The 19,736-nt window shown below is 62.2% G+C and carries 18 protein-coding genes; 11 read left to right on the forward strand and 7 right to left on the reverse strand.

Annotated features, from left to right (window positions below; all coding sequences use genetic code 11):
- Positions 1–69 precede the first annotated feature (69 nt).
- The gene (locus ILT44_RS18350; protein WP_204241058.1) at positions 70–489 is read right to left on the reverse strand and encodes a DoxX family protein; all 420 of its coding nucleotides are present in this window, start codon (positions 487–489) and stop codon (positions 70–72) included.
- Between the two features lie 235 nt (positions 490–724).
- On the opposite strand from ILT44_RS18350, the gene ILT44_RS18355 reads away from it, so the two are divergent.
- Complete coding sequence (locus tag ILT44_RS18355; RefSeq protein ID WP_204241059.1) at positions 725–1,519, forward strand: DUF1194 domain-containing protein; 795 nt, start codon at positions 725–727, stop codon at positions 1,517–1,519.
- Positions 1,520–1,637: 118 nt separating this feature from the next.
- Here the strand turns inward: ILT44_RS18355 and ILT44_RS18360 are convergent, their stop codons facing one another.
- Positions 1,638–2,624, reverse strand: coding sequence for a Bug family tripartite tricarboxylate transporter substrate binding protein (locus ILT44_RS18360; RefSeq protein WP_204241060.1), 987 nt, complete (start codon positions 2,622–2,624; stop codon positions 1,638–1,640).
- Positions 2,625–2,945: 321 nt separating this feature from the next.
- On the opposite strand from ILT44_RS18360, the gene ILT44_RS18365 reads away from it, so the two are divergent.
- A complete protein-coding gene (locus ILT44_RS18365; protein ID WP_204241061.1) occupies positions 2,946–4,577 on the forward strand; it encodes an alpha-D-glucose phosphate-specific phosphoglucomutase in 1,632 nt (543 codons plus the stop codon).
- A gap of 27 nt (positions 4,578–4,604) precedes the next feature.
- Here the strand turns inward: ILT44_RS18365 and ILT44_RS18370 are convergent, their stop codons facing one another.
- A complete protein-coding gene (locus tag ILT44_RS18370; RefSeq protein ID WP_204241062.1) occupies positions 4,605–5,018 on the reverse strand; it encodes a VOC family protein in 414 nt (137 codons plus the stop codon).
- 344 nt (positions 5,019–5,362) lie between these two features.
- Between ILT44_RS18370 and ILT44_RS18375 the strand changes: the two genes are divergently transcribed.
- A complete protein-coding gene (locus ILT44_RS18375; protein WP_204241063.1) occupies positions 5,363–5,743 on the forward strand; it encodes a hypothetical protein in 381 nt (126 codons plus the stop codon).
- A gap of 7 nt (positions 5,744–5,750) precedes the next feature.
- Here ILT44_RS18375 and ILT44_RS18380 read toward each other — a convergent pair whose 3' ends face one another.
- Positions 5,751–6,158, reverse strand: a complete 408-nt coding sequence (locus ILT44_RS18380) for a hypothetical protein (protein ID WP_204241064.1) — start codon at positions 6,156–6,158, stop codon at positions 5,751–5,753.
- Positions 6,159–6,277: 119 nt separating this feature from the next.
- Positions 6,278–7,336, reverse strand: a complete 1,059-nt coding sequence (locus ILT44_RS18385) for a LacI family DNA-binding transcriptional regulator (RefSeq protein ID WP_204241065.1) — start codon at positions 7,334–7,336, stop codon at positions 6,278–6,280.
- 255 nt (positions 7,337–7,591) lie between these two features.
- Here ILT44_RS18385 and ILT44_RS18390 point away from each other — a divergent pair, with 255 nt between their 5' ends.
- The 7 genes from ILT44_RS18390 to ILT44_RS18420 all read left to right on the forward strand — a co-directional run bounded on the left by ILT44_RS18390 (position 7,592) and on the right by ILT44_RS18420 (position 14,684).
- Entirely contained in the window at positions 7,592–9,112 is a 1,521-nt protein-coding gene (locus ILT44_RS18390) for a sugar ABC transporter ATP-binding protein (protein ID WP_204241066.1), read from the forward strand.
- Entirely contained in the window at positions 9,109–10,107 is a 999-nt protein-coding gene (locus tag ILT44_RS18395) for an ABC transporter permease (RefSeq protein WP_204241067.1), read from the forward strand. The genes ILT44_RS18390 and ILT44_RS18395 overlap by 4 nt, the downstream gene beginning before the upstream one ends.
- 64 nt (positions 10,108–10,171) lie before the next feature.
- Positions 10,172–11,122, forward strand: a complete 951-nt coding sequence (locus ILT44_RS18400) for an ABC transporter substrate-binding protein (protein ID WP_204241068.1) — start codon at positions 10,172–10,174, stop codon at positions 11,120–11,122.
- A gap of 119 nt (positions 11,123–11,241) precedes the next feature.
- The gene (locus ILT44_RS18405) at positions 11,242–12,303 is read left to right on the forward strand and encodes a sugar phosphate isomerase/epimerase family protein (protein WP_204241069.1); all 1,062 of its coding nucleotides are present in this window, start codon (positions 11,242–11,244) and stop codon (positions 12,301–12,303) included.
- An 18-nt stretch (positions 12,304–12,321) separates the two neighbouring features.
- Positions 12,322–13,497, forward strand: a complete 1,176-nt coding sequence (locus tag ILT44_RS18410; RefSeq protein ID WP_204241070.1) for a Gfo/Idh/MocA family protein — start codon at positions 12,322–12,324, stop codon at positions 13,495–13,497.
- Between the two features lie 124 nt (positions 13,498–13,621).
- Positions 13,622–14,032, forward strand: coding sequence for a Fur family transcriptional regulator (locus ILT44_RS18415; RefSeq protein WP_204241071.1), 411 nt, complete (start codon positions 13,622–13,624; stop codon positions 14,030–14,032).
- A gap of 199 nt (positions 14,033–14,231) precedes the next feature.
- The gene (locus ILT44_RS18420) at positions 14,232–14,684 is read left to right on the forward strand and encodes a Fur family transcriptional regulator (protein WP_204241072.1); all 453 of its coding nucleotides are present in this window, start codon (positions 14,232–14,234) and stop codon (positions 14,682–14,684) included.
- Between the two features lie 81 nt (positions 14,685–14,765).
- On the opposite strand, the gene ILT44_RS18425 is transcribed toward ILT44_RS18420, so the two are convergent.
- Both ILT44_RS18425 and ILT44_RS18430 read right to left on the reverse strand, forming a co-directional pair.
- Entirely contained in the window at positions 14,766–17,849 is a 3,084-nt protein-coding gene (locus ILT44_RS18425) for an efflux RND transporter permease subunit (protein WP_204241073.1), read from the reverse strand.
- Between the two features lie 9 nt (positions 17,850–17,858).
- A complete protein-coding gene (locus tag ILT44_RS18430; RefSeq protein WP_204241074.1) occupies positions 17,859–18,992 on the reverse strand; it encodes an efflux RND transporter periplasmic adaptor subunit in 1,134 nt (377 codons plus the stop codon).
- Between the two features lie 163 nt (positions 18,993–19,155).
- Here ILT44_RS18430 and ILT44_RS18435 point away from each other — a divergent pair, with 163 nt between their 5' ends.
- Complete coding sequence (locus ILT44_RS18435) at positions 19,156–19,722, forward strand: TetR/AcrR family transcriptional regulator (RefSeq protein WP_255549757.1); 567 nt, start codon at positions 19,156–19,158, stop codon at positions 19,720–19,722.
- Positions 19,723–19,736 lie beyond the last annotated feature (14 nt).

Raw genomic sequence — 19,736 nt, forward strand, 5'->3', positions numbered from 1 at the left:
GGGCGCGTCGAATAGCTCTTTCGAGGTAGGGGCCAGAGACTCTTCCCATCAAGGAAGAGCGGCACCCTATCAGCGTTCCCAGGAGTGTCGCGGACCCGCAGGCTGCCTTGATCCATCGATGCTCAGCGCTCCGGGGCCTGTAAAGACGAGCAGCAGAAACACGAAGCAGAACAGGATGGATGCATCCCCGCCGTTCAACACCGGATAAGGGCTCTGCGGGGCATGGAACATCCAGTAGGCCACGGCCATCTCGCCGGCGAGCAGGAACGCGATAGGCCTGGTGAACCACCCTACCAGGATCAGCAGGCCACCGATGAGCTCCAGGATGGCTCCGATGCCGAAAAGGGACAACAGGGGCGGCGTACCGGTCTCGGGCGGAGCCGGGAAGCCGAACAGCTTCTGCGTTCCGTGCTCCATGAAGAGCAGGGCCGTGACGATCCTCAGGACAGCCAGGGCATAAGGTGACCATCGATCGAGAGTAGCCGACATCGGTGAAAGTTCCTCCTGCTGGCACCACCCGCCACGGCAAGTCCGGGCGCCATGCCGGCGATATAACGCGCCGGACCAGGAGGAGAAGTCATGCGAGATGGCGTTCCTTCCCGGATCCCAAGGCGGGTTGGGCTGCAGGCTTTTCACAGCGCATTCACGCTAAATTGAGAGCCTTCGAACTTTGTCTGCCTGACGTTTCCTGTCAGCTTCTTGCCTCTGACGAACGGAGGCAGGAATGAACCGAAGGCTTCTTGGCGCTCTTGCCGCTGCAATGACAGGGCTGTGGCTCTGTGCTCCCGGCGCCCGTGCGGAGACTGAGGTCGATGTCGCGCTGGTGCTCGCCGTCGACGTGTCGCGTTCCATGGACCCGGACGAGCAGGAGCTTCAGCGTCAGGGCTTCATGGAGGCTTTCCGCTCGCCGCAGGTGCACGATGCCATCCGCAATGGCATGGTGGGCCGTATCATCGTCACCTACGTGGAATGGTCCGGCGTCGAATATCAGAACGTCATCGTCCCCTGGACCCTCATCGACGGCCCCGAGGGCGCCCTGAAATTCGCCGACGGCCTGAGCACCACTCCCATTGGCCGTATTCGACGAACTTCGATTTCGGGCGCCATCGATTTCGGCGTGAAGCTTCTGGAGCAGACGGGGGTCGAACCGATCCGCCGGGTCATCGACATCTCGGGGGATGGGCCCAACAGCAGCGGCCGGGGCGTCGTCGCGGCGCGCGACGAGGCCGTCGCCAAGGGCATCACCATCAACGGCTTGCCCATCATGCTCAAGCGGCCGAGCGGCTTTGGCGACATGGAGCATCTCGATCTCTATTACCGGAACTGCGTGATCGGCGGTGAAGGCTCGTTCATTGTGCCGGTGCGCGAGCGCCAGCATTTCGCAGATGCCATTCGGACCAAGATCATCCGCGAGATCGCAGCCTTGCCTGCGCGGTCGCTGATCCAGAAAGTTCAGGCAGAGCCATCGATCAATTGTGGCGAGGGCGAGCAGCGCATGTACCAGTGGGACCGCAACTAGAGCATTTTTCGGCGAAGTGGATCCGGTTCGCCGTCAAGAAATGCGGCAAGCCAAACAAGAGAGATGATTCCACGCAAGTGGAAACAGCTCTTAGGCAGCCCCATCACTGTCAGACGCCTCACTCCAGCGTGATGTTGGTCATCCTGATGACCTTCTCCCACTTGGCGCCTTCCTCCTGCATGTAGGCTGCCATTTCCGATGGGGAGCTCTGGAGAACGTCGATCCCAGCCCCGGTCAGCTTGTCGCGAATGTCCTGCCTGCCGACCACGCGTCGGTACGTCTCGTTGAGCTTGGCGATGATCTCGGGGGATGTGCGGGCAGGCGCGACGAAGCCCTGCCAGGCCCAGGCTTCGAAGCCCGGGAAATCGGCAGCGACGGGAGGTACGCCCGGCAAACCGGCAAACTCCTTCGGAGAGGCCACAGCGATCGCTTTGATGGGGCCGGAAAGCTGCGAGCGCGCAGTCGCGAAATCGATGAACATCATGTCCACCTGTCCTGCCACCAGATCCTGCACGGCGGGGGCCGCGCCGCGATAGGGCACGTGGGTGAGCTTGATGCCGGCGCCTTGCGAGAGAAGCTCGCTCGCCAGGTGGAACGGACTCCCCAAGCCCGGCGTCGCATAGTTGATCCGACCGGGCGTCTTCTTCGCCTCGGCTACAAGTTCCTGAATGGAGTTCACCGGCAGCTTGCTCGTGTTGACGAGCAGCACCAGGGCGAAGCGGCCGGTCAGGGAGACCGGGCTGAAATCCTTGTAGGGATCGTAGGAGAGCTTCCGGTACAGGGTGCGGTTCGTCGCGAAGGTAGCCGAATCGCCCAAAAGCAGCGTGTAGCCATCAGGCTCCGCACGGGCCACGGCATCGGCGCCGATATTGGTGCCGGCGCCCGGCTTGTTCTCGATGACGAACTGCTGTCCCAATTCCTCGCCCATGGCGGCAAAGACAAGACGGGCGAAAAAGTCCGTGCCGCCGCCCGCCGCATAGGGAACGGTGACCCGGACGGGCCTCGTCGGGTAATCGGCTTGGGCAAAGGCCCGCCATGGCGAAAGGGCTGAGGCTGCGGAAGCGGCAGCCATCGTCACGAGAACGCTGCGGCGGGTCTGGCTCATGAAGTTCTCCCAAGTCAGTTCTGTTATGGTTCAGATGCAAGGCTGCACATAGGGAGATCGCCTGCGGCGGCTAGAGCCGAACTCATGGGAAGGCCTTTCGGCCACAAGCCGAAAGCGCCTGCAACGGGCGACTTTCATCCCTGTCTTCTTGTTGAATGGAGTGTCATCGGAAAGAAGGGCGAATTCCTTCATCCTACCTTCATCTCGGCAGTGGCATCTCACGGGCGTAACCCTAAAATGAACCCACGCCCCCTGCTGGGCTTGAGACAAGCAGTCGTGAACCGGTCTTGAAGAGCCAACTGAAGGAAGTGATCAGCACCAATGGTGACCACACGCATCCCGACAACGCCGTTTTCCGATCAGCGTCCCGGCACATCAGGCCTGCGCAAGAAGGTCACTGTCTTCCAGCAGCCCCGGTATGTGGAAAACTTCATTCAGTCGATCTTCGACAATGTCGATGGCGCTGAAGGGTCTACCCTGGTGATCGGCGGCGATGGGCGCTTCTTCAATGACGCCGTGGTTCAGACCGCCATCAAGATGGCAGCCGCCCATGGCTTCGGCCGCGTTCTCGTCGGGCAGCGGGGGCTTCTGTCGACTCCGGCTGCCTCCTGCGTAATCCGCAAGCACAAGGCCATCGGCGGCCTTGTGCTCTCCGCCAGCCATAACCCGGGCGGGCCGGACGGGGACTTCGGAATCAAGTTCAACATGGCTCATGGCGGGCCGGCACCGGAAGCTTTTACGGAAGCCGTCTTCAAACGGGCGGGCGCCCTCACCGAATACAAGATCGTCGATGCTCCCGACATTGATCTTGGCCGCATCGGGTCGATCAAGGTCGGGGAGATGACGGTCGACGTCATCGACCCGGTGGCCGATTACGCGGAGCTGATGGAGCAGCTGATCGACTTCGAGGCCATCGCCACCTTGTTCCGCTCAGGCTTCCGCATGCGGTTCGATGCGCTCAGCGCCATCACCGGCCCCTATGCGAAGGCCATCCTCGAGGGCCGCCTCGGTGCGCCGGCCGGCACTGTCGTGAATGGGGAGCCGAAGCCTGATTTCGGCGGCCACCATCCTGATCCGAACCCGGTCCATGCCCATGACCTCATGGAGTTGATGCTCGGCCCCGATGCGCCTGATTTCGGCGCCGCCTCGGATGGCGACGGCGACCGCAACATGATCGTGGCGCCTGGCCTGTTCGTGACGCCGAGCGACAGCCTTGCCATCCTCACGAGCCATGCGCATCTGGCGCCCGGCTATGCCAAGGTCCTGGCCGGCGTGGCGCGCTCCATGCCGACGAGCCGTGCCGCCGACCGGGTGGCCAAGAAGCTCGGCATCAACTGCTTCGAGACGCCCACGGGCTGGAAGTTCTTCGCCAACCTTCTGGACGCAGGCCTCATCACCCTCTGCGGCGAGGAGAGCGCGGGCACGGGCTCGAACCACATCCGCGAGAAGGACGGCCTTTGGGCCGTGCTGCTCTGGCTCAACATCCTGGCCGTCACGAAGAAGCCGGCCGATCAGATCGTGCGCGAGCACTGGGCCGCGTTCGGGCGCGACTACTACACGCGCCACGACTACGAGGAGCTTGAGACGGGACCGGCCAACGAGCTGATGAACGCCCTTCGGGAGAAGCTTCCCGCACTGCCCGGTCAGCGCTTCGGCAGCCTCACGGTCCAGTCCTGCGACGACTTCGCTTATACCGATCCCGTCGACAAATCCGTCACGCCGAAGCAGGGCATCCGGATTCTCTTCAAGGAAGACGCCCGCGCCGTGTTCCGCCTGTCGGGCACGGGCACCTCGGGCGCGACGTTGCGGGTCTATCTGGAGCGCTTCGAGCCCGATGCCGGCCGCCACAATCTTTCAACAGCCGAGGTTCTGGCGCCCGTCGTGCAGGCGGCGAATGAAATTGCAGAGATCGCGGCCCGCACCGGGCGGAGCGAGCCGAGCGTGATCACCTGAACCCAATGCGTCCGGGCTTTGGCGGGGTCAATACGTGGCCCAGAGCCCGGGCGTCGCGAGTTCGAGAAGGTGTCCGTCTGGATCCCGAAAATAGAGGCTGGTGCCGCCGCGGGACCAGCTCACCCGGCTCTCGATCGAAATGCCGCGCGCCATGAGCGTCTCCTCCCAGGCAGCAAGCTCGTCGGCCGCGACGGCAAAGCCGACATGCAAGGGCCCCTGCCCGTCATGGCCGGGGATCGTTCCCCCTGGGGTTTTCATATCCTCGTTCGACCCGCCGCGCAGGAAGAGGAGGAGCACATTCCTGCCGCCGATGTCGAAAGCGCACATGCGCTGATTGCCAAACAGGAGCGGCAGGCCGAGGCTGCCTTCATAGAAGCTCTGAGCTCGGGCCAAGTCGTCCACGTAAAGAGCGCTTTCAATCACTGCATTCAGCTTCGGCATCTCGGACCTCGCGGCGTCCCAATGCCTGCCATTTGATCTTCGACTCCGCTGCCCTGTCCAGATGTCCTTGAGATTAAGGCCAGACAGTCCGCCGAAAAATTGGGCAATGATGCTGACCTTTTGATCTTGAAACCGGCCGGCATATTCCTTACTTATTGCAGTGCAACACGGCGATTGGCGTCGCAGCGTTGCAGCCCTTCTTGGGCGTTTCCTCCCTAAACTTCGGGCCGTTGGCAACAACGGCCTTTTTTCTTGCCTAAAGGCCAAAGGCTCGACCGGGGTGGATCCAGGAACCTCATATGATCCCGATGGTTTCTCCCAAAGCGGAGCCCGGGAGAGTTTCCATGTCCACCCGTTCAGACAATCCCAACCAGACCGACATTCCACCAACGCATACGATCAGGCCGATGGATGAGCCGCCCCTGACCGAGGGTTCGACCACGGCACAGCTGAAGGGTGATATCGACAGCGGGCGCACCGGGGACAAGAACGCGGCGTTCGATCCCGGCCTCTCTCCGCTCGGCACCGACGATGAGGCCGCTGGCACGCCGGCCAAACCCGAACAGGTCGATCTGGCGCGCCGTCAGGAATCGTCCGCACGCTGGACGAAGGGCGCCGAGAAGGACAGCTACGCGCATCAGGACTCGCGCAAGGCCCTTTATGCCTTTGTCGGCTTCATCGGCTTGGTATTGGTGCTGTTCGTCGGCGCTTTCTCGATCTTATGATCTGCACCTATTCCTGTACCGGAGGCTCCGGCTTATGGGCTCGTACGCGGACCCGGCCGTGGCTCCCTTCGTCCGGCCGATCTGCATCGACGATGCCTTCCCACCCTTCGGAGCGCCAAGCCGTCTGCCGCTCGTCGAGATCCAACACTCCCTCCTGATCCAGAATGCCGACGATCCGGCCGACTTCGGCATCGTCGCATTTCACGATGATGACGGAGCCGCCGCGGATGACGCCCTCGACATAGGCATAAGCGTCCGAGCGGGAGATTCCGTCGTCCTCCAGAAGAGGAGCCAGGTTGTGCGGGGTCGACCAGATGTCGATTGTGTCTCTCGGGATGCCTGCCTGCTCCAAACGGTCTGCCGCCGCCGCCGCATGCTGCTCGGTATGGAAGAGCGAGGTGACAGTTTTGGTCATCGGGCCGATCTCCTGCAAGGCTGCGCGGCGTCGAATTCGCTTCCGAAGACTGGTCTAGGGATCGTAGAGCATCGAGCTCCGAACCGGAACGGCCTTTTGGGATTAGCCTGAGGCCTGCTCTAGAGCGGGGCCACGCTGTCTCGGATCACCAGTTCAGTCTCCAGGCGGATTCGCTTGGGCGATGACCGGCCCTGCAGGAGATCGATCAGGGCCGATGCCGCAGCCTGTCCCAATTCCCGCCGCGGCTGATGGATGGTTGTCAGCGACGGCTCGGCCACGGCGGCGAACTCGATATCGTCGAAACCGGCAACCGAGATGTCCTCGGGCACTCTGAGCCCGGCCGAGAAAAGGGTGCGCATGAGGCCGATGGCCATCTCGTCGCTGGTGCAGAACACAGCAGTCGGGCGCGTGGACCGGGCTACGAGGTCCTGACCCGCCCTCACGCCCGCCTCGATCGTATAATCGCCCGGAAGGATGAGGGCAGGATCGTATGGCAGTCCAGCGGCTTCTAACCCGTCCTTGAAACCCTGAAAGCGCTCGCGCTCCAGGATATTGTTCGCCGGCCCGCTCACATAGGCGATGCGACGATGTCCCAGGGAGGCGAGATGCCGGGTCATTCGCGACGCGGCGGCGCGGTTGTCGATCTCGATCTGCGGAATGTCGGCCCCTGGGATCGCCTCACATAACGCCACGAGAGGAATCGTGATCCTGGCCGGCTGCCCCTCCCCCTCCCGGCTCTGCCCGAACAGATGCCCATTGAGAAGAACGGCGCCGTCCACTCGCCCCGCCGCTGTGAAGGCCGCGAAGTGCGCCTCCTTCTCGGGCGAGCCGTCGAGATCACTGATGATCATGCCGTAGCCGGCTTCGAAGAGCGTTTCCTCGATGCCGCGCAGGATCTTGGAGAAGAAGGTGTTGGCCAGGTCCGGCAAGACAACGAGCACCATATAGGTCTTCTGGGAGCGCAGGGTGCGTGCGGCAGGGTTCGGCACGTACCCGGTCTTGGCGATGGCCTCCAGCACCCGCGCCCGGGCCTCGGGCGAGACCCGCTCCGGCGTGGCGAGCGCCCGACTCACGGTCGCGGTCGAGACGTCGGCGAGCTTTGCGACATCCTGAATTCGCGCTGCGCGAATCGGGATGGCACCCTGCTCAGCCCTGTCTCCCTGCCCCGCCTCGTCCATGGATCTCCCCCTCCATTGGTTCTGTTTGACAGAAGCGGCCGTTTCGGTAAAGTTGCATGTAATCGATTACATGAGGTTGTTGTCGAGCCGTTCGACAACTCTACTTCAAAGAAAGTCCCGCCAGAGGGCTGATCGAACAGCAGGAGGAAACGAATGCCAGCTTACATCTCATCCAGTTGATCGCCTCCGGCGCAGCCTTTCCGTGATCGCCTTCGCATGAGCGGCGGCGAGCAGTGACGCTCACTGGAGCAACTGATGGATTCCGTTCTTCGCTCAGAGAACATCTCGAAATCCTTCGGACCCATCGAGGTCCTGAGCGGCATTTCGCTGGATCTAAAGCCAGGCGAGGTTCATGCCGTCATCGGCGAGAACGGGGCCGGCAAGTCGACCCTGATGCGCATCCTGTCGGGCCATATCGCGCCGACGAAAGGCAGCCTGCACCTCAACGGCCAGCCGATCACGTTTTCGGGCCCTGTTGATGCCGAGGCCCATGGGATTGTTCTCGTCCATCAGGAGATCCTGCTCGCGCCGGATCTGACGGTAGCGCAAAATCTGTTCCTCGGGCGTGAGATCAAGCGTTTCGGTTTCGTGGACGACAGGACCATGCGGGAGCGGACGCGATCCATCCTGCATGAGCTCGGCACGAATATCGAACCGGACCGGGAGGTCAGCCGCCTGTCCATCGCCGACCGTCAGCTCGTGCAGATCGCCCGGGCACTTCTCGTGCCCCATAAGGTAGTCGCCTTCGACGAGCCGACTGCCGTTCTCACCCCCATCGAGGCCGAGAGCCTCTTCGAGATCATCCGCAAGCTGCGCTCCCAGGGTGTGGCGGTGCTCTACATCTCGCACCGTTTGAACGAGGTGAAGGCGGTTGCGGATCGCGTCACCGTGCTGCGCGACGGGCGTCAGATCGCGACCCGCGACATCGAGGGACTGGAGCCCCTCGAGATGGCCCGCCTCATGGTCGGCCGCGACATGTCCAAGCTCTATCCGGAGAAACCGAAAACGGCATCCGACCAGATCGTCCTCACCGTGCGCGATATGGTCGTGCCCGGCTATGTGGAGAAAGCCTCTTTCAGCCTCCGCCGCGGCGAAATCCTCGGCTTCGGCGGCCTGATCGGCGCAGGGCGCACGGAACTTTTTGAGGCCCTGGTCGGCCTTCGCTCGGGCCATGGAACGATCTCCCTCGACGGGAAGAATGTTCATTTTCGCGATGCACGCGAAGCCATGGCTGCCGGGATCGTATACCTCTCCGAGGATCGCAAGGGCAAAGGCCTGCTCCTTCAGCAGAATCTCCGGATCAATCTCTCCCTCGCAGCCCTGGACAAGTTCAGCCGCGGGTCCTTCATCGACAGCAGGGCCGAGGAGAATGCGCTCGATCAGGCGATCAAGGATTTCGACATCCGCACCCGCAGCCGGGATCTGCTGGCAGGCCAGCTCTCCGGCGGCAACCAGCAGAAGCTTCTGCTGGCCAAGATGATGCTGCTGGAGCCGCGCATCGTCATCATCGACGAGCCGACGCGTGGTGTCGATATCGGCACCAAGGAGCAGATCTACCGCTTCATCGCCTCCCTTGCCGCCGAGGGCAAGGCCGTCGTCGTCATTTCCTCCGAGATGCAGGAACTGATCGGCCTGTGCCACCGGGTTGTCGTGATGCGCAACGGGCGCGTCGCGGGAGAAGTATCCCAGTCCGACTTGTCGGAAGATGCCATCGTCTATCTCGCCACAGGTGTTCATGAAGAAAGGGCGGCGGAAATCGCCGCGGGCCACGCATGACCGAAACCGTGCTTCCCACCCGCGCCGAAAAGCGCAAGTTCGCCATCGACATGCGGGCACTCTCGCCCTTCATCGCGTTGATCGTGCTCATCATTGCAGGCGCGCTGATCAATCCCGATTTCCTGACCGCGTCGAACCTGCTCAACGTGGTGACGCGCTCGGCCTTCATCGCCATCATCGCAGTGGGCGCCACCTTCGTGATCGCCAGCGGCGGGCTCGATCTGTCGGTCGGTTCCATGGCGGCCCTGACCGCAGGCATCATGATCCTGACCCTGAATTCGCAGGGCAGCGCCGACATGGGCACCCTGGCGCTGGGCATGCTGGCGGCCATTGCCCTGAGTGCCGCCTGCGGGTTGGCGAACGGCCTCATCGTAACCTTCGGGCGCATCGAGCCCTTCATCGTGACGCTCGGCACCATGGGCATCTTCCGCTCGCTCGTCATTTGGCTGGCGGCGGGCGGCACCATCACCATGCGCAACCTGGAGCTGCGCGAACTCTATCGCCCTGTCTATTTCGGAAACGTCTTCGGCATCCCGGTTCCGATCATCGCTTTTATGGTGGTGGCGGCCATCGGTGCACTGATCCTCTATCGCACCTCCTTCGGCCGTCATGTGGTGGCACTCGGCTCCAATGAGGACGTCGCCCGCTATTCCGGCGTGCCGATCTGGCGCGTGCGGACCCTGACCTACATCATTCAAGGCATATGCGTCGGCATTGCCGTCCTGGTCTACGTGCCGCGCCTCGGCTCCGCCACCCCAACCACAGGCCTGTTGTGGGAGCTGCAGGCCATTACCGCCGTCGTCATCGGCGGCACGGCCCTCAAAGGCGGCATCGGCCGCGTCTGGGGCACCGTCGTCGGCGCAGTGATCCTCGAACTCGTCGCAAATATCATGGTGCTGTCGAACTTCGTCTCCGAGTTTCTCGTGGGAGCGGTTCAGGGCGCCATCATCATTATCGCCATGCTCGTGCAGCGGTCAGTTCACCGCGGGCGATGAAACCGGTGCGGGCCTACCGGCCAAGGGACAAAGGCTCCAAACCAACCCCCCAGGGAGGAATGAGATGAAAGCAACGGTACTGAAGATCGCGATGGCAGCAGGCCTCATGGCCGGCGTTGCTACCGGCGCGATCGCCCAGCAGAAGAACGTGACGATCGGCGTTTCAATTCCGGCCGCCACGCACGGCTGGACTGGCGGAGCCGTCTACCATGCGCAGGAAACCGCCAAGGCCCTCGAGAAGGCGCATCCCGGCTTGAAAGTGATCGTCAAGACATCTCCGGATGGCGCCTCGCAGGCAAATGCCCTCGACGATCTCACAGCACAGAAGATCGATGCGCTCGTGGTGCTACCCTTCAACTCCGACGAGCTGACGGATCCCGTCAGGCAGGTGAAGAACAAGGGTGTCCTCGTCACCGTCATCGACCGTGGCCTGAAGGATCCGTCGATCCAGGACATCTACGTGGCAGGTGACAATCCCGGCTTCGGGCGGATTGCCGGCAAGTACTTTGCCGACACCTTGAAGCAGGGCAATATCGTCGTGCTGCGCGGCATTCCGACCGTGCTCGACGACGAGCGCGTGACGAATTTCGAGAAGGCAATCCAAGGCTCTGGGGTCAAGATTCTCGACAGGCAGTATGCCAACTGGAACCGGGACGACGCCTTCAAGGTGATGCAGGACTTCCTCTCCAAGCATCCGAAGATCGATGCCGTCTGGGCAGCCGACGACGACATGGCGCTCGGCGTTCTCGAAGCCATCCGCCAAGCCAAGCGCGAGGACATCAAGTTCGTGGTCGGCGGCGCCGGCATGAAGGAGATGGTCAAGCGCGTCATGGACGGCGACAAGATGATCCCCGTCAACGTCACCTATCCGCCGGCATTGGTCGCGACCGCGATGCACGTGACGGCTGCGAACTTCTACACGAATGCGCCCATGCGCGGCACCTTCGTCCTGAATGCGCAGCTTATCACCAAGGACAACGCCAAGGACCACTACTTCCCGAACTCGCCCTTCTAAGCAACGTGGCTCTCGCCCCTTCGTCAGATAGGGGCGAGGCAACGGCAAGCTGCTCCCGATCAGGGCGGCTTCCCCTTGCCGAATTTCGCCTTCACTCACGCCGTTTCGGGAGTTAACCCATGAAGACCATGAAGGGACCCGGCCTTTTCCTTGCGCAGTTCGCAGGCGATGAGGCTCCGTTCAATTCTCTGGACGCGATCTGTCGATGGGCGGCCTCCCTCGGCTACAAAGGGGTGCAGATTCCCACCTGGGATTCACGCCTCATCGACCTCAAGAAAGCAGCGGAGTCTGAAGCCTATTGCGACGAGATCCGGGGAATCGTCCGTTCGCACGACATGGAAATCACGGAGCTCTCCACGCATCTTCAGGGTCAGCTCGTAGCGGTGCACCCTGCCTATGACGAGGCTTTCGACGGGTTTGCGGCGCCTGAGGTCAGAGGCAATCCGAAGGCGCGCCAGGAATGGGCCGTCGAGCAGATGCGGATGGCAGCCCGCGCCTCGAAGCGTCTCGGCCTTGCAGCCAGCGTCACCTTCTCCGGCGCGCTGGCTTGGCCCTTCATGTATCCGTGGCCGCAGCGCCCCGCAGGCCTCGTCGAGACTGCCTTCGAGGAACTGGGACGGCGCTGGCGCCCCATCCTCGATGCGTATGAGGAAGCGGGGTGCGACGTCTGCTACGAGATTCATCCCGGCGAGGATATCCATGACGGCGCTACCTTCGAGCGCTTCGTCGATGCGGTGGGCGGGCATGCCCGCGCCTGCATCAATTACGATCCGAGCCACTTCCTGCTGCAGCAGCTCGACTACGTCGCCTTCATCGATCTTTATCACGAGCGCATCAAGGCATTCCACGCCAAGGATGCGGAGTTCAACCCGTCCGGGCGCATCGGCGTCTATGGCGGCTACGAGAGCTGGATCGAACGCGCCGGCCGGTTCCGCTCGCTCGGCGACGGGCAGGTGGATTTCGGCGCGATCTTCTCCAAGCTCGCGCAGTACGACTACGATTCCTGGGCCGTGCTTGAATGGGAATGCGCCTTGAAGCATCCGGAGGACGGCGCACGGGAAGGCGCCGAGTTCATCAAGGCGCACATCATTCGCGTCACGGAGAAGGCCTTCGACGACTTTGCCGCCGGCGGAACGGATGAGGCGGCCAACCGCCGGATGCTCGGCATCGGCGCGGCATAAGCGAGAAGGGGGCAGGACATGACGATTGCAGGATCTCCGGATCAGAAGCTGAACCGCCGCTTGCGCCTCGGCATGGTCGGTGGCGGGCGCGGCGCCTTCATCGGCGCGGTGCACCGCATCGCCGCCCGCATCGACGACCGGTGGGAGCTGGTGGCAGGCGCTCTCTCCTCGGATCCGGAGCGGGCGAAGGCCTCCGGCGAGGATCTTCTCCTGAAGCCGGACCGCATCTATGGCGACTTCAACGAAATGGCCCGCCGCGAGCGGCGGCTGAGGGACGGCATCGACGCGGTGGCCATCGTGACGCCTAACCATGCGCATGCCGCCGCCGCCCGGGCCTTCCTGAAGGCCGGCATCCACGTGATCTGCGACAAGCCGCTGACGACCACGCGCCGCGAGGCCGACCAGCTCGCGAAGCTCGCGCGTGAATCCGGGCTCATCTTTGCGGTGACCCACAACTACACCGGCTATCCTCTGGTGCGGCAGGCTCGCGCCATGGTGCAGTCAGGCGAACTGGGGGCGATCCGTGTCGTGCAGGTGGAATACGCCCAGGACTGGCTTGCTACCCGCATGGAAGAGACTGGCAGCAAGCAGGCCGAATGGCGCACGGACCCGGCCCGCTCGGGTCCCGCCGGTGCGGTTGGCGATATCGGCACCCATGCCTTCAACCTCGCCGAGTTCATCGTGGGCGACGAGGTCGCATCGCTCTCCGCAGAGCTGCATACCTTCGTGGAAGGCCGCCGGCTCGACGACAACGCGCACATGATGCTGCGCTTTGCGTCGGGCGCGAAGGGCATGCTCTGGTGCAGCCAGGTGGCGGCCGGCCTCGAGAACGGCCTGCGCATCCGTGTCTATGGCGAGAAGGCCGGACTCGAATGGCACCAGGAGAACCCGAACTACCTCACTTTCTCTCCTCTCGGCGAGCCGCCCCGCATTATCCGCCGCAACGGGTATGGGGCCGATGAGGCGTCCCGGGCCGCATCCCGCATTCCGGGAGGGCATCCGGAAGGCTATCTGGAAGGCTTTGCGCAGCTCTATACGGACGTGGCCGAGCAGATCACGGCGCGGATCGAGAAGCGCGAGCCCAATCCCTTTTCGCTCCAGGTTCCAACCGTCGACGACGGGGTACGCGGCGTAAGGTTCATTGAGGCGTCCGTGCGTTCCTCGCAACGCAAGGCAGCCTGGGTCGAGCTCTAAGCCGCTCCTGGCATAAGGAAAGCCCTGCCGAACCGGTGGGGCCTCCTCGTGATTGTCTTGAAATCGCTTCCGCAATCATGACGTATAGGGGGATCACACCCGTAAGCGGAATTGATGATTTCAGATGGTTTCCACGCATCACCACCACGGCCTCGAGGACCTGAACGAGACCCAGAAGCGGGTTCACCGGATTCTGTGCTCCGCCCAGAATCCGCTCTCGGCCTATGAGGTTCTCGACAAGATGCGGGCCAAAGGGGCCGTCACGCCGCCAACTGTCTACCGTTCCCTGGACAAGCTGATCGAGAAGGGTCTCGCCCACCGCCTCGAGAGCCTCAACGCCTATGTGGCCTGCAAGCACCCTCATCATGGGCATGACATGGCGGCCTTTGCCATTTGTGAGAATTGTGGCTTCGTGAAGGAGTTCACGGATCCTCACATCAGCGAGCGCTTGTCCCACTGGAGCGACGATCACGACTTTTCAGCCAAGAAGGTGACGGTCGAGATCCGTGGCCGCTGCGCGGATTGCACAAAATAGCCCAGCTGGCGGAACCATGCCGGTTTTAGTACGTTATTACGTAAGATAGATTGCTGAATTCAGTTATATTATGCTCCTAATAATACTTCCGTAGCGGAAAAAGCACAGCTAGAAGCACATTTCGCAACGATAGCACATTGTCAGACGCATATTTTACCTATATGAATATATAGGTTCCGTAATAACAGGAGTGTGGCTCATGAGCACCAAGGCCCTCAGGAAAGAAGAAGAGGAAAGCCTCCTTCGCCGTGCAGATGATCTGTGCCGGCAGAACAATCTCAGGCTCACGCCAATCCGCGAACGCGTTTATCGCGAACTGGTCCAGAGCGGAGGCCCGGTCGGGGCTTACGATCTGGTCGACCGTCTCAGCAATGAGAAGAAGCGTCTTGCTCCCGTTACCATCTATCGCGCTCTGGACTTCCTGCGCGATGCAGGCCTCGTCCACCGTCTGGCCACCCAGAACTCCTACGTCATCTCCCATGGCCAGCCGGACGTGAACGCGATGAAGATCATGTTCGTCGATTCGAAGACGGGCGAAACCATTGAGGTTCACTCGACCGAGGTCGCCGAAGCGGTCCGCAAGGCCGCGGAGCAGGCTGGCTTCAAGTCGGTCTCCCCCTTCATGGAAGTCGAAGGCGAAATCGCCCATTAATGCAGAAGAGGCAGAGTCGGCATCGACCCTGCCTCTTGAGACTGATGCTTAAAAGGCCGGGCAACGCCCGGCCTTTTCTCATTATTCCGCCGCCAGAGCCTGATGGCGATGAGGCTTGTCCTCCGCCCGACCGGCCCGCACCGTCTCCCGTGAGATGAAGGTGTAGAACATCGGTACCACGAAGAGGGTGAAGATCGTTCCGATCGACATGCCGGACGCGATCACCAGGCCCATGGAGAAGCGAGCCGCAGCACCGGCGCCGCTGGCATAGAGCAGCGGCGCGACGCCGAGCACCATGGCAGCGGTGGTCATGAGGATCGGCCGCAGACGAACGCGAGCCGCTTCCTCGATGGCCTCGCGCTTGCTGACCCCATGCTTCTCCTTCTGCTCGTTGGCAAACTCCACCATCAGAATGCCGTGCTTGGTAATCAGGCCCACAAGGGTGATCAGGCCCACCTGCGTATAGATGTTGAGAGTTGCCATACCTAAGTTCAGGAAGATCATGGCGCCGAACATGGAAAGTGGCACCGACATCATGATGATGAACGGGTCGCGGAAGCTCTCGAACTGCGCCGCCAGCACCAGGTAGATCACGATGACGGCAAGCCCGAAGGCCAGGAAGATCGAGTTGCCCTCCTGGATTTCCAGGCGCGACTGACCGGCATAATCCTCGTAGAAGCCCTGCGGCATGACCTCCTTAGCGATGGACCGCAAGGTTGCCAGACCTTCCGATGTCGTTACGCCTGGCAGAGGCAGCGCCGAAAGAGTTGCCGAGTTGAGCTGGTTGAACTGCTCGATGGCGGCTGGCGCCGCATCCGTCTTGATGCTGATGAGAGCCGACAGCGGAACCATGGACCCGTCGGATGCGCGAACATAGTACTCGGACAGGCGCTCCGGATTGAGCCGGTCCGCCTGCCGAACCTGGCTCACCACGTCATAGCTCCTGTTGTCCCGGTCGAACTTCGAGATCGGAGCACCGCCGACGAGAGCGCCGAGGGTGTTACCGATCTCGGACACGGGCACGCCCAGAGCGGCAGCCCGATCACGGTCGACCGTGATACGCGCGCGGGGTGTCTCGTAAGAGATGGAGTTCTGGACGACGATGAACTTGCCGGACTTCATCGCCCGCTTGCGGATCTCATCCGCAACCTCATAAGCCTGAGACGAATCGCCGATCGTGCGCAGCACATACTGGATCGGCAGACCGTCACCGGCGCCGGGCAGGGACGGAGGCGCGAAGGCGAAGGCCTGAAGGCCAGCGTTCTGGTTCAGGAGATTCTGGATGTCCTGCTTGGTCTGAGCCCCCTTCTTCTCACGCTCGCTCCACTCCTTCAGCTTGAAGCCGAAGAAGCCGCCGCCGCCGCCGTCGATTCCGACGATCAGGAAGCTGTCGTCGATCTCGGGGATCTTCTCCGCCGCATTGGTGAACTGCTTGGAGAAAGCCTGGGTATAGTCGGCGGTGGCGTATTTCGGCGCATTGAGGATGCCGAGATAAGCGCCCTGATCCTCTTCCGGAGCAAGCTCGGAGGAGGTCTTGGTGAACATGAACGCCGTGGTGCCGAGCAGGACCGCCACGATGACGAGCGTCACGCCGCGATAGTCCAGCGAGCCCTTCAGACGCCGGGCATACCAGTTCTCGAGCCGCGTGAAGACGCGATCGACGAAGGCGGCAAACCGCCCTTGACCGCCGTGGCTCTTCAGCAGCCTCGAGGACATCATGGGCGAAAGAGTCACCGCGACGATGCCCGAGATGATCACGGCTCCGGCCAGGGTGAAGGCGAACTCGCGAAAGAGCGAGCCTGTCAGGCCTTGGGTGAAGCCGATCGGGGCATACACCGCCGCCAGGGTGACGGTCATCGACACGATGGGCAGGAAGATCTCCTTCATGCCCACGATGGCTGCGTCGACCGGCTTGAGGCCTTCCTCGATGTGACGATGGATGTTCTCCAACACCACGATGGCGTCGTCGACCACAAGACCGATGGCGAGCACCATGGCCAGGAGAGTCAGCAGGTTGATCGAGTAGCCCAGCGCGTAGAGGAAGAAGCACACGCCCACGAGCGAGAGCGGGATCGTCACGATGGGGATCAGCACCGAACGGAAGGATCCTAAGAACAGCAGGATCACCACCACGACGATGAGCGCCGCCTCACCGATGGTCTTGAACACCTCCTCGATGGAAGCCGAGATGAAGTTCGACGCATCGTAGACGATCTCGACCGTCATGCCCTGCGGCAGGGTCGAGCGGATGCCCTCGATCGCCTTCGTCACCTCTTCTGCAACAGTCAGGGGGTTGGCCGACGGCGTCGGCGTGATGCCGATGAACGTGCCCTGGCTGCCGTTGAAGCTGACGATGGTGTCCGTACTTTCAGGCCCGAGTTCCACATCCGCCACATCGCGCAGGCGCACCACCTGATCGCCGTTCGAGCGGATCGGCAATGTGCCGAAGGTCTCAGGCGTCTGCAGAGTGGTCTGCATGTCGAGCCTGTAGGCCACGTACTCGCTTTGGGTCTTTCCAGGCGCCGCAAGGAAGTTGTTGGCCCTGATCGCCGCCACCACGTCGCCGGCCGTGACGCCGCGAGCCGCCAGGCGCACGGGATCGATCCAGACACGCATGGAGAAGTCGCGCCCGCCCAGGATTTCAGCATTGCCGACACCCTCGAGCGTCGCGAAGCGCGGCTGCACCACACGGGTCAGGAATTCGGAGACCTGCTCGGGGTTCATCTCCGTGCTGCCGAAGGTGATGTACATGAGGGCGAAGCTCTGGCCGGTGCCCTTCATGATCACCGGATCCTCAGCCTCCGAGGGAAGCTGCGCGCGGATCTGCTGCACCTTGGAGGTGACCTCCGTGAGCGCAGCGTTCGGATCCGTATTGAGGCGCATGCGCACGGACACCGTGCTGACGCCGAGGCGGCTCTGCGTCGTCACGTAGTCGACGCCTTCCGCGCTCGACACGGACTTGGCGATGGGCGTGCTGATGAAGCCCTGGATCAGGTCGGCGCTGGCGCCTGTATAGACCGTCGTGATCGTGATGGTGGTTTCCTCGACCTCCGGATACTGGCGCACCTGGAGGTTCATCAGACCCTGTGCACCCAGCAACAGGATCAGGAGGCTCACCACCATCGACAGGACGGGGCGGCGGATGAAAAGTTCTGTGAAACTCATGGCTGATGCCTACTGCCCGCTCGCGAGCTTGGTCGTGTCGAGCTTGGTCACATCGATGGTGTTGTCGATCTTGACGGTCGAACCGGCCTGCAGCTTGTTCTGCCCCGAGGCGGCCACCTGCTGACCGGGATTGAGGCCGGACACGATCTCGAGAGCCCCGCCACGGCGACGACCGGTCTTCACGAAGACCTGCTTGACGACCTGAACCTGCTGGCCCGCCCGCTCTTCCTGCTCGATCGTATAGACGTAATCCCCGTAGAGGCTGGTGATAACCGCCGTCTGTGGCAGGGTCATGACATTGGGCTGCTCGGGGAGGATCACCTCCACATGGAGGAACTGGCCCGGGAGAATGGCCCCGTTCTTATTATCTTCAACAATGGCTTGAACGGAGACGAGCCGGGTCTTCGGATCGACGCGGGGATCCTTGCCAGTTACACGCGCCTTGAACGGCAGATCCGCCTCCGTCACGCCGACACGAACTTCCTGACCAAGCTTGATCTCACCAGCCCTCTGCTCCGGGACCGTGAAATCGACTTTCATCGAGGAAAGGTCCTGAAAGCTGGCAATGACGGTTCCGGGCTGCAGATACTGCCCCACGTCGATCCGTGGAATGCCGATTACGCCCGAGAAGGGGGCCTTCAGAGCCTTCTGCTCGATCGTGGCCTGCAGTCGAGCCAGGCGGGAGCGTGCCGCCGCAAGCAGGGCGCTGGCCTGATCCAGATTTGCCTCCGTCCCATAGCCGCGAGAGGAGAGGGTCTTCGCGCGCTCGAAGCTGCTCTCGGCTGTTTTCACGGCGGCCTGGACGTCCTGAAGGTCCGCACGCTCCACCGTATCGTCGAGCTGAACGAGGACCTCGCCCTCGCGGACGTTCTGGTTCGCTTTGAACTTGATTTCCTTGACGATGCCGGCTGTCTCGAAGGCCAGTTCGACGCCATTGGCAGCTTTGGCGGTGCCAAGAGCGCCGATGCTCGGGGTCCAGGTCTTTGCCTCGACCTTCGCGGCCGAAACCGTCTGCGCCGGCTGCTGCATAGTGGCGAAGAACTGGGTGATCATCTTGTCTCGGAAGAAGTTGAACCAGATCAGGCCGGCGCAAAGGCCGATCGCAAGAATGAACACAAGTGCAACAACAAGGCGCCGTTTCATTGGCTTCTTCCGAGATTTCAAGCCCTTATAATGGGCCCGCATGAGAGTAAGTGAGGTGCGGCATTAACGAGGCTATCCCTTGACGCCAATGCCATGCGAGCATTTATATACCGTCTGGACGGTTTAGCTGCAAGTGCGGCGGCGCACAAAACAAGAGTTGTAAATGCTGTTTCCCTGCACCAGAGGCCGTAAGAGTTCCAGAGAAAAGATTCTTGATGCGGCCTCAGAGCTTGTGAGCGATATCGGAGCCGGGCGCTTGACGCTCGAGGCCGTGGCCGAAAGGGCTGGGCTCAGCAAAGGTGGGCTTCTCTACAACTTCCCCACCAAGGAAGCTCTGCTTCAGGGCATGATTCAGCGCCTCATCGAGAATGTGGCCGCTGAGAAGGAAAAGATCCGCGAGCAGACACCACCCGGGCGGAACCTGGAGGCGCGCCTCTGTACGGCGGCTCTGCTGAAGCTGTGCAGCGGCCAGATGAAGGAGACGGCCAACGGCATGTTGGCCGCGACGGCCGAGAACCCACGCCTCCTCGACCCGCTCCGGGAGGTCATCAAGGAAACCCTGAAGACCTTCAAGGACACATCGGACGACCTTGATGCGGCTCTCATAGCCTGGCTTGCCGTCGAGGGTCTCAACAGCTTCGAGATGCACGATCTCAGCCCCTTCTCGACCGAGGATCGCGAGCGGATCCTGCAGGCGGTCGACCGTCTGCTGGCCAAGGGGATTGCTTAATAGGCGCCTTGCCG

It is taken from the genome of Microvirga arvi (assembly GCF_016892765.1).
GTDB classification, from domain to species: domain Bacteria; phylum Pseudomonadota; class Alphaproteobacteria; order Rhizobiales; family Beijerinckiaceae; genus Microvirga; species Microvirga arvi.

What these genes read in the sequence shown, in the direction of transcription:
- ILT44_RS18410 (WP_204241070.1), top strand. Translation starts at nt 12,322, where the DNA reads ATGACGATTGCAGGATCTCCGGATCAGAAGCTGAACCGCCGCTTGCGC.
- ILT44_RS18390 (WP_204241066.1), top strand. Translation starts at nt 7,592, where the DNA reads ATGGATTCCGTTCTTCGCTCAGAGAACATCTCGAAATCCTTCGGACCC.
- ILT44_RS18365 (WP_204241061.1), top strand. Translation starts at nt 2,946, where the DNA reads ATGGTGACCACACGCATCCCGACAACGCCGTTTTCCGATCAGCGTCCC.
- ILT44_RS18370 (WP_204241062.1), bottom strand. Translation starts at nt 5,018, where the DNA reads ATGCCGAAGCTGAATGCAGTGATTGAAAGCGCTCTTTACGTGGACGAC.
- ILT44_RS18385 (WP_204241065.1), bottom strand. Translation starts at nt 7,336, where the DNA reads ATGGACGAGGCGGGGCAGGGAGACAGGGCTGAGCAGGGTGCCATCCCG.
- ILT44_RS18435 (WP_255549757.1), top strand. Translation starts at nt 19,156, where the DNA reads ATGCTGTTTCCCTGCACCAGAGGCCGTAAGAGTTCCAGAGAAAAGATT.
- ILT44_RS18375 (WP_204241063.1), top strand. Translation starts at nt 5,363, where the DNA reads ATGTCCACCCGTTCAGACAATCCCAACCAGACCGACATTCCACCAACG.
- ILT44_RS18425 (WP_204241073.1), bottom strand. Translation starts at nt 17,849, where the DNA reads ATGAGTTTCACAGAACTTTTCATCCGCCGCCCCGTCCTGTCGATGGTG.
- ILT44_RS18350 (WP_204241058.1), bottom strand. Translation starts at nt 489, where the DNA reads ATGTCGGCTACTCTCGATCGATGGTCACCTTATGCCCTGGCTGTCCTG.
- ILT44_RS18355 (WP_204241059.1), top strand. Translation starts at nt 725, where the DNA reads ATGAACCGAAGGCTTCTTGGCGCTCTTGCCGCTGCAATGACAGGGCTG.
- ILT44_RS18360 (WP_204241060.1), bottom strand. Translation starts at nt 2,624, where the DNA reads ATGAGCCAGACCCGCCGCAGCGTTCTCGTGACGATGGCTGCCGCTTCC.
- ILT44_RS18420 (WP_204241072.1), top strand. Translation starts at nt 14,232, where the DNA reads ATGAGCACCAAGGCCCTCAGGAAAGAAGAAGAGGAAAGCCTCCTTCGC.
- ILT44_RS18400 (WP_204241068.1), top strand. Translation starts at nt 10,172, where the DNA reads ATGAAAGCAACGGTACTGAAGATCGCGATGGCAGCAGGCCTCATGGCC.
- ILT44_RS18380 (WP_204241064.1), bottom strand. Translation starts at nt 6,158, where the DNA reads ATGACCAAAACTGTCACCTCGCTCTTCCATACCGAGCAGCATGCGGCG.
- ILT44_RS18430 (WP_204241074.1), bottom strand. Translation starts at nt 18,992, where the DNA reads ATGAAACGGCGCCTTGTTGTTGCACTTGTGTTCATTCTTGCGATCGGC.
- ILT44_RS18415 (WP_204241071.1), top strand. Translation starts at nt 13,622, where the DNA reads ATGGTTTCCACGCATCACCACCACGGCCTCGAGGACCTGAACGAGACC.
- ILT44_RS18395 (WP_204241067.1), top strand. Translation starts at nt 9,109, where the DNA reads ATGACCGAAACCGTGCTTCCCACCCGCGCCGAAAAGCGCAAGTTCGCC.
- ILT44_RS18405 (WP_204241069.1), top strand. Translation starts at nt 11,242, where the DNA reads ATGAAGACCATGAAGGGACCCGGCCTTTTCCTTGCGCAGTTCGCAGGC.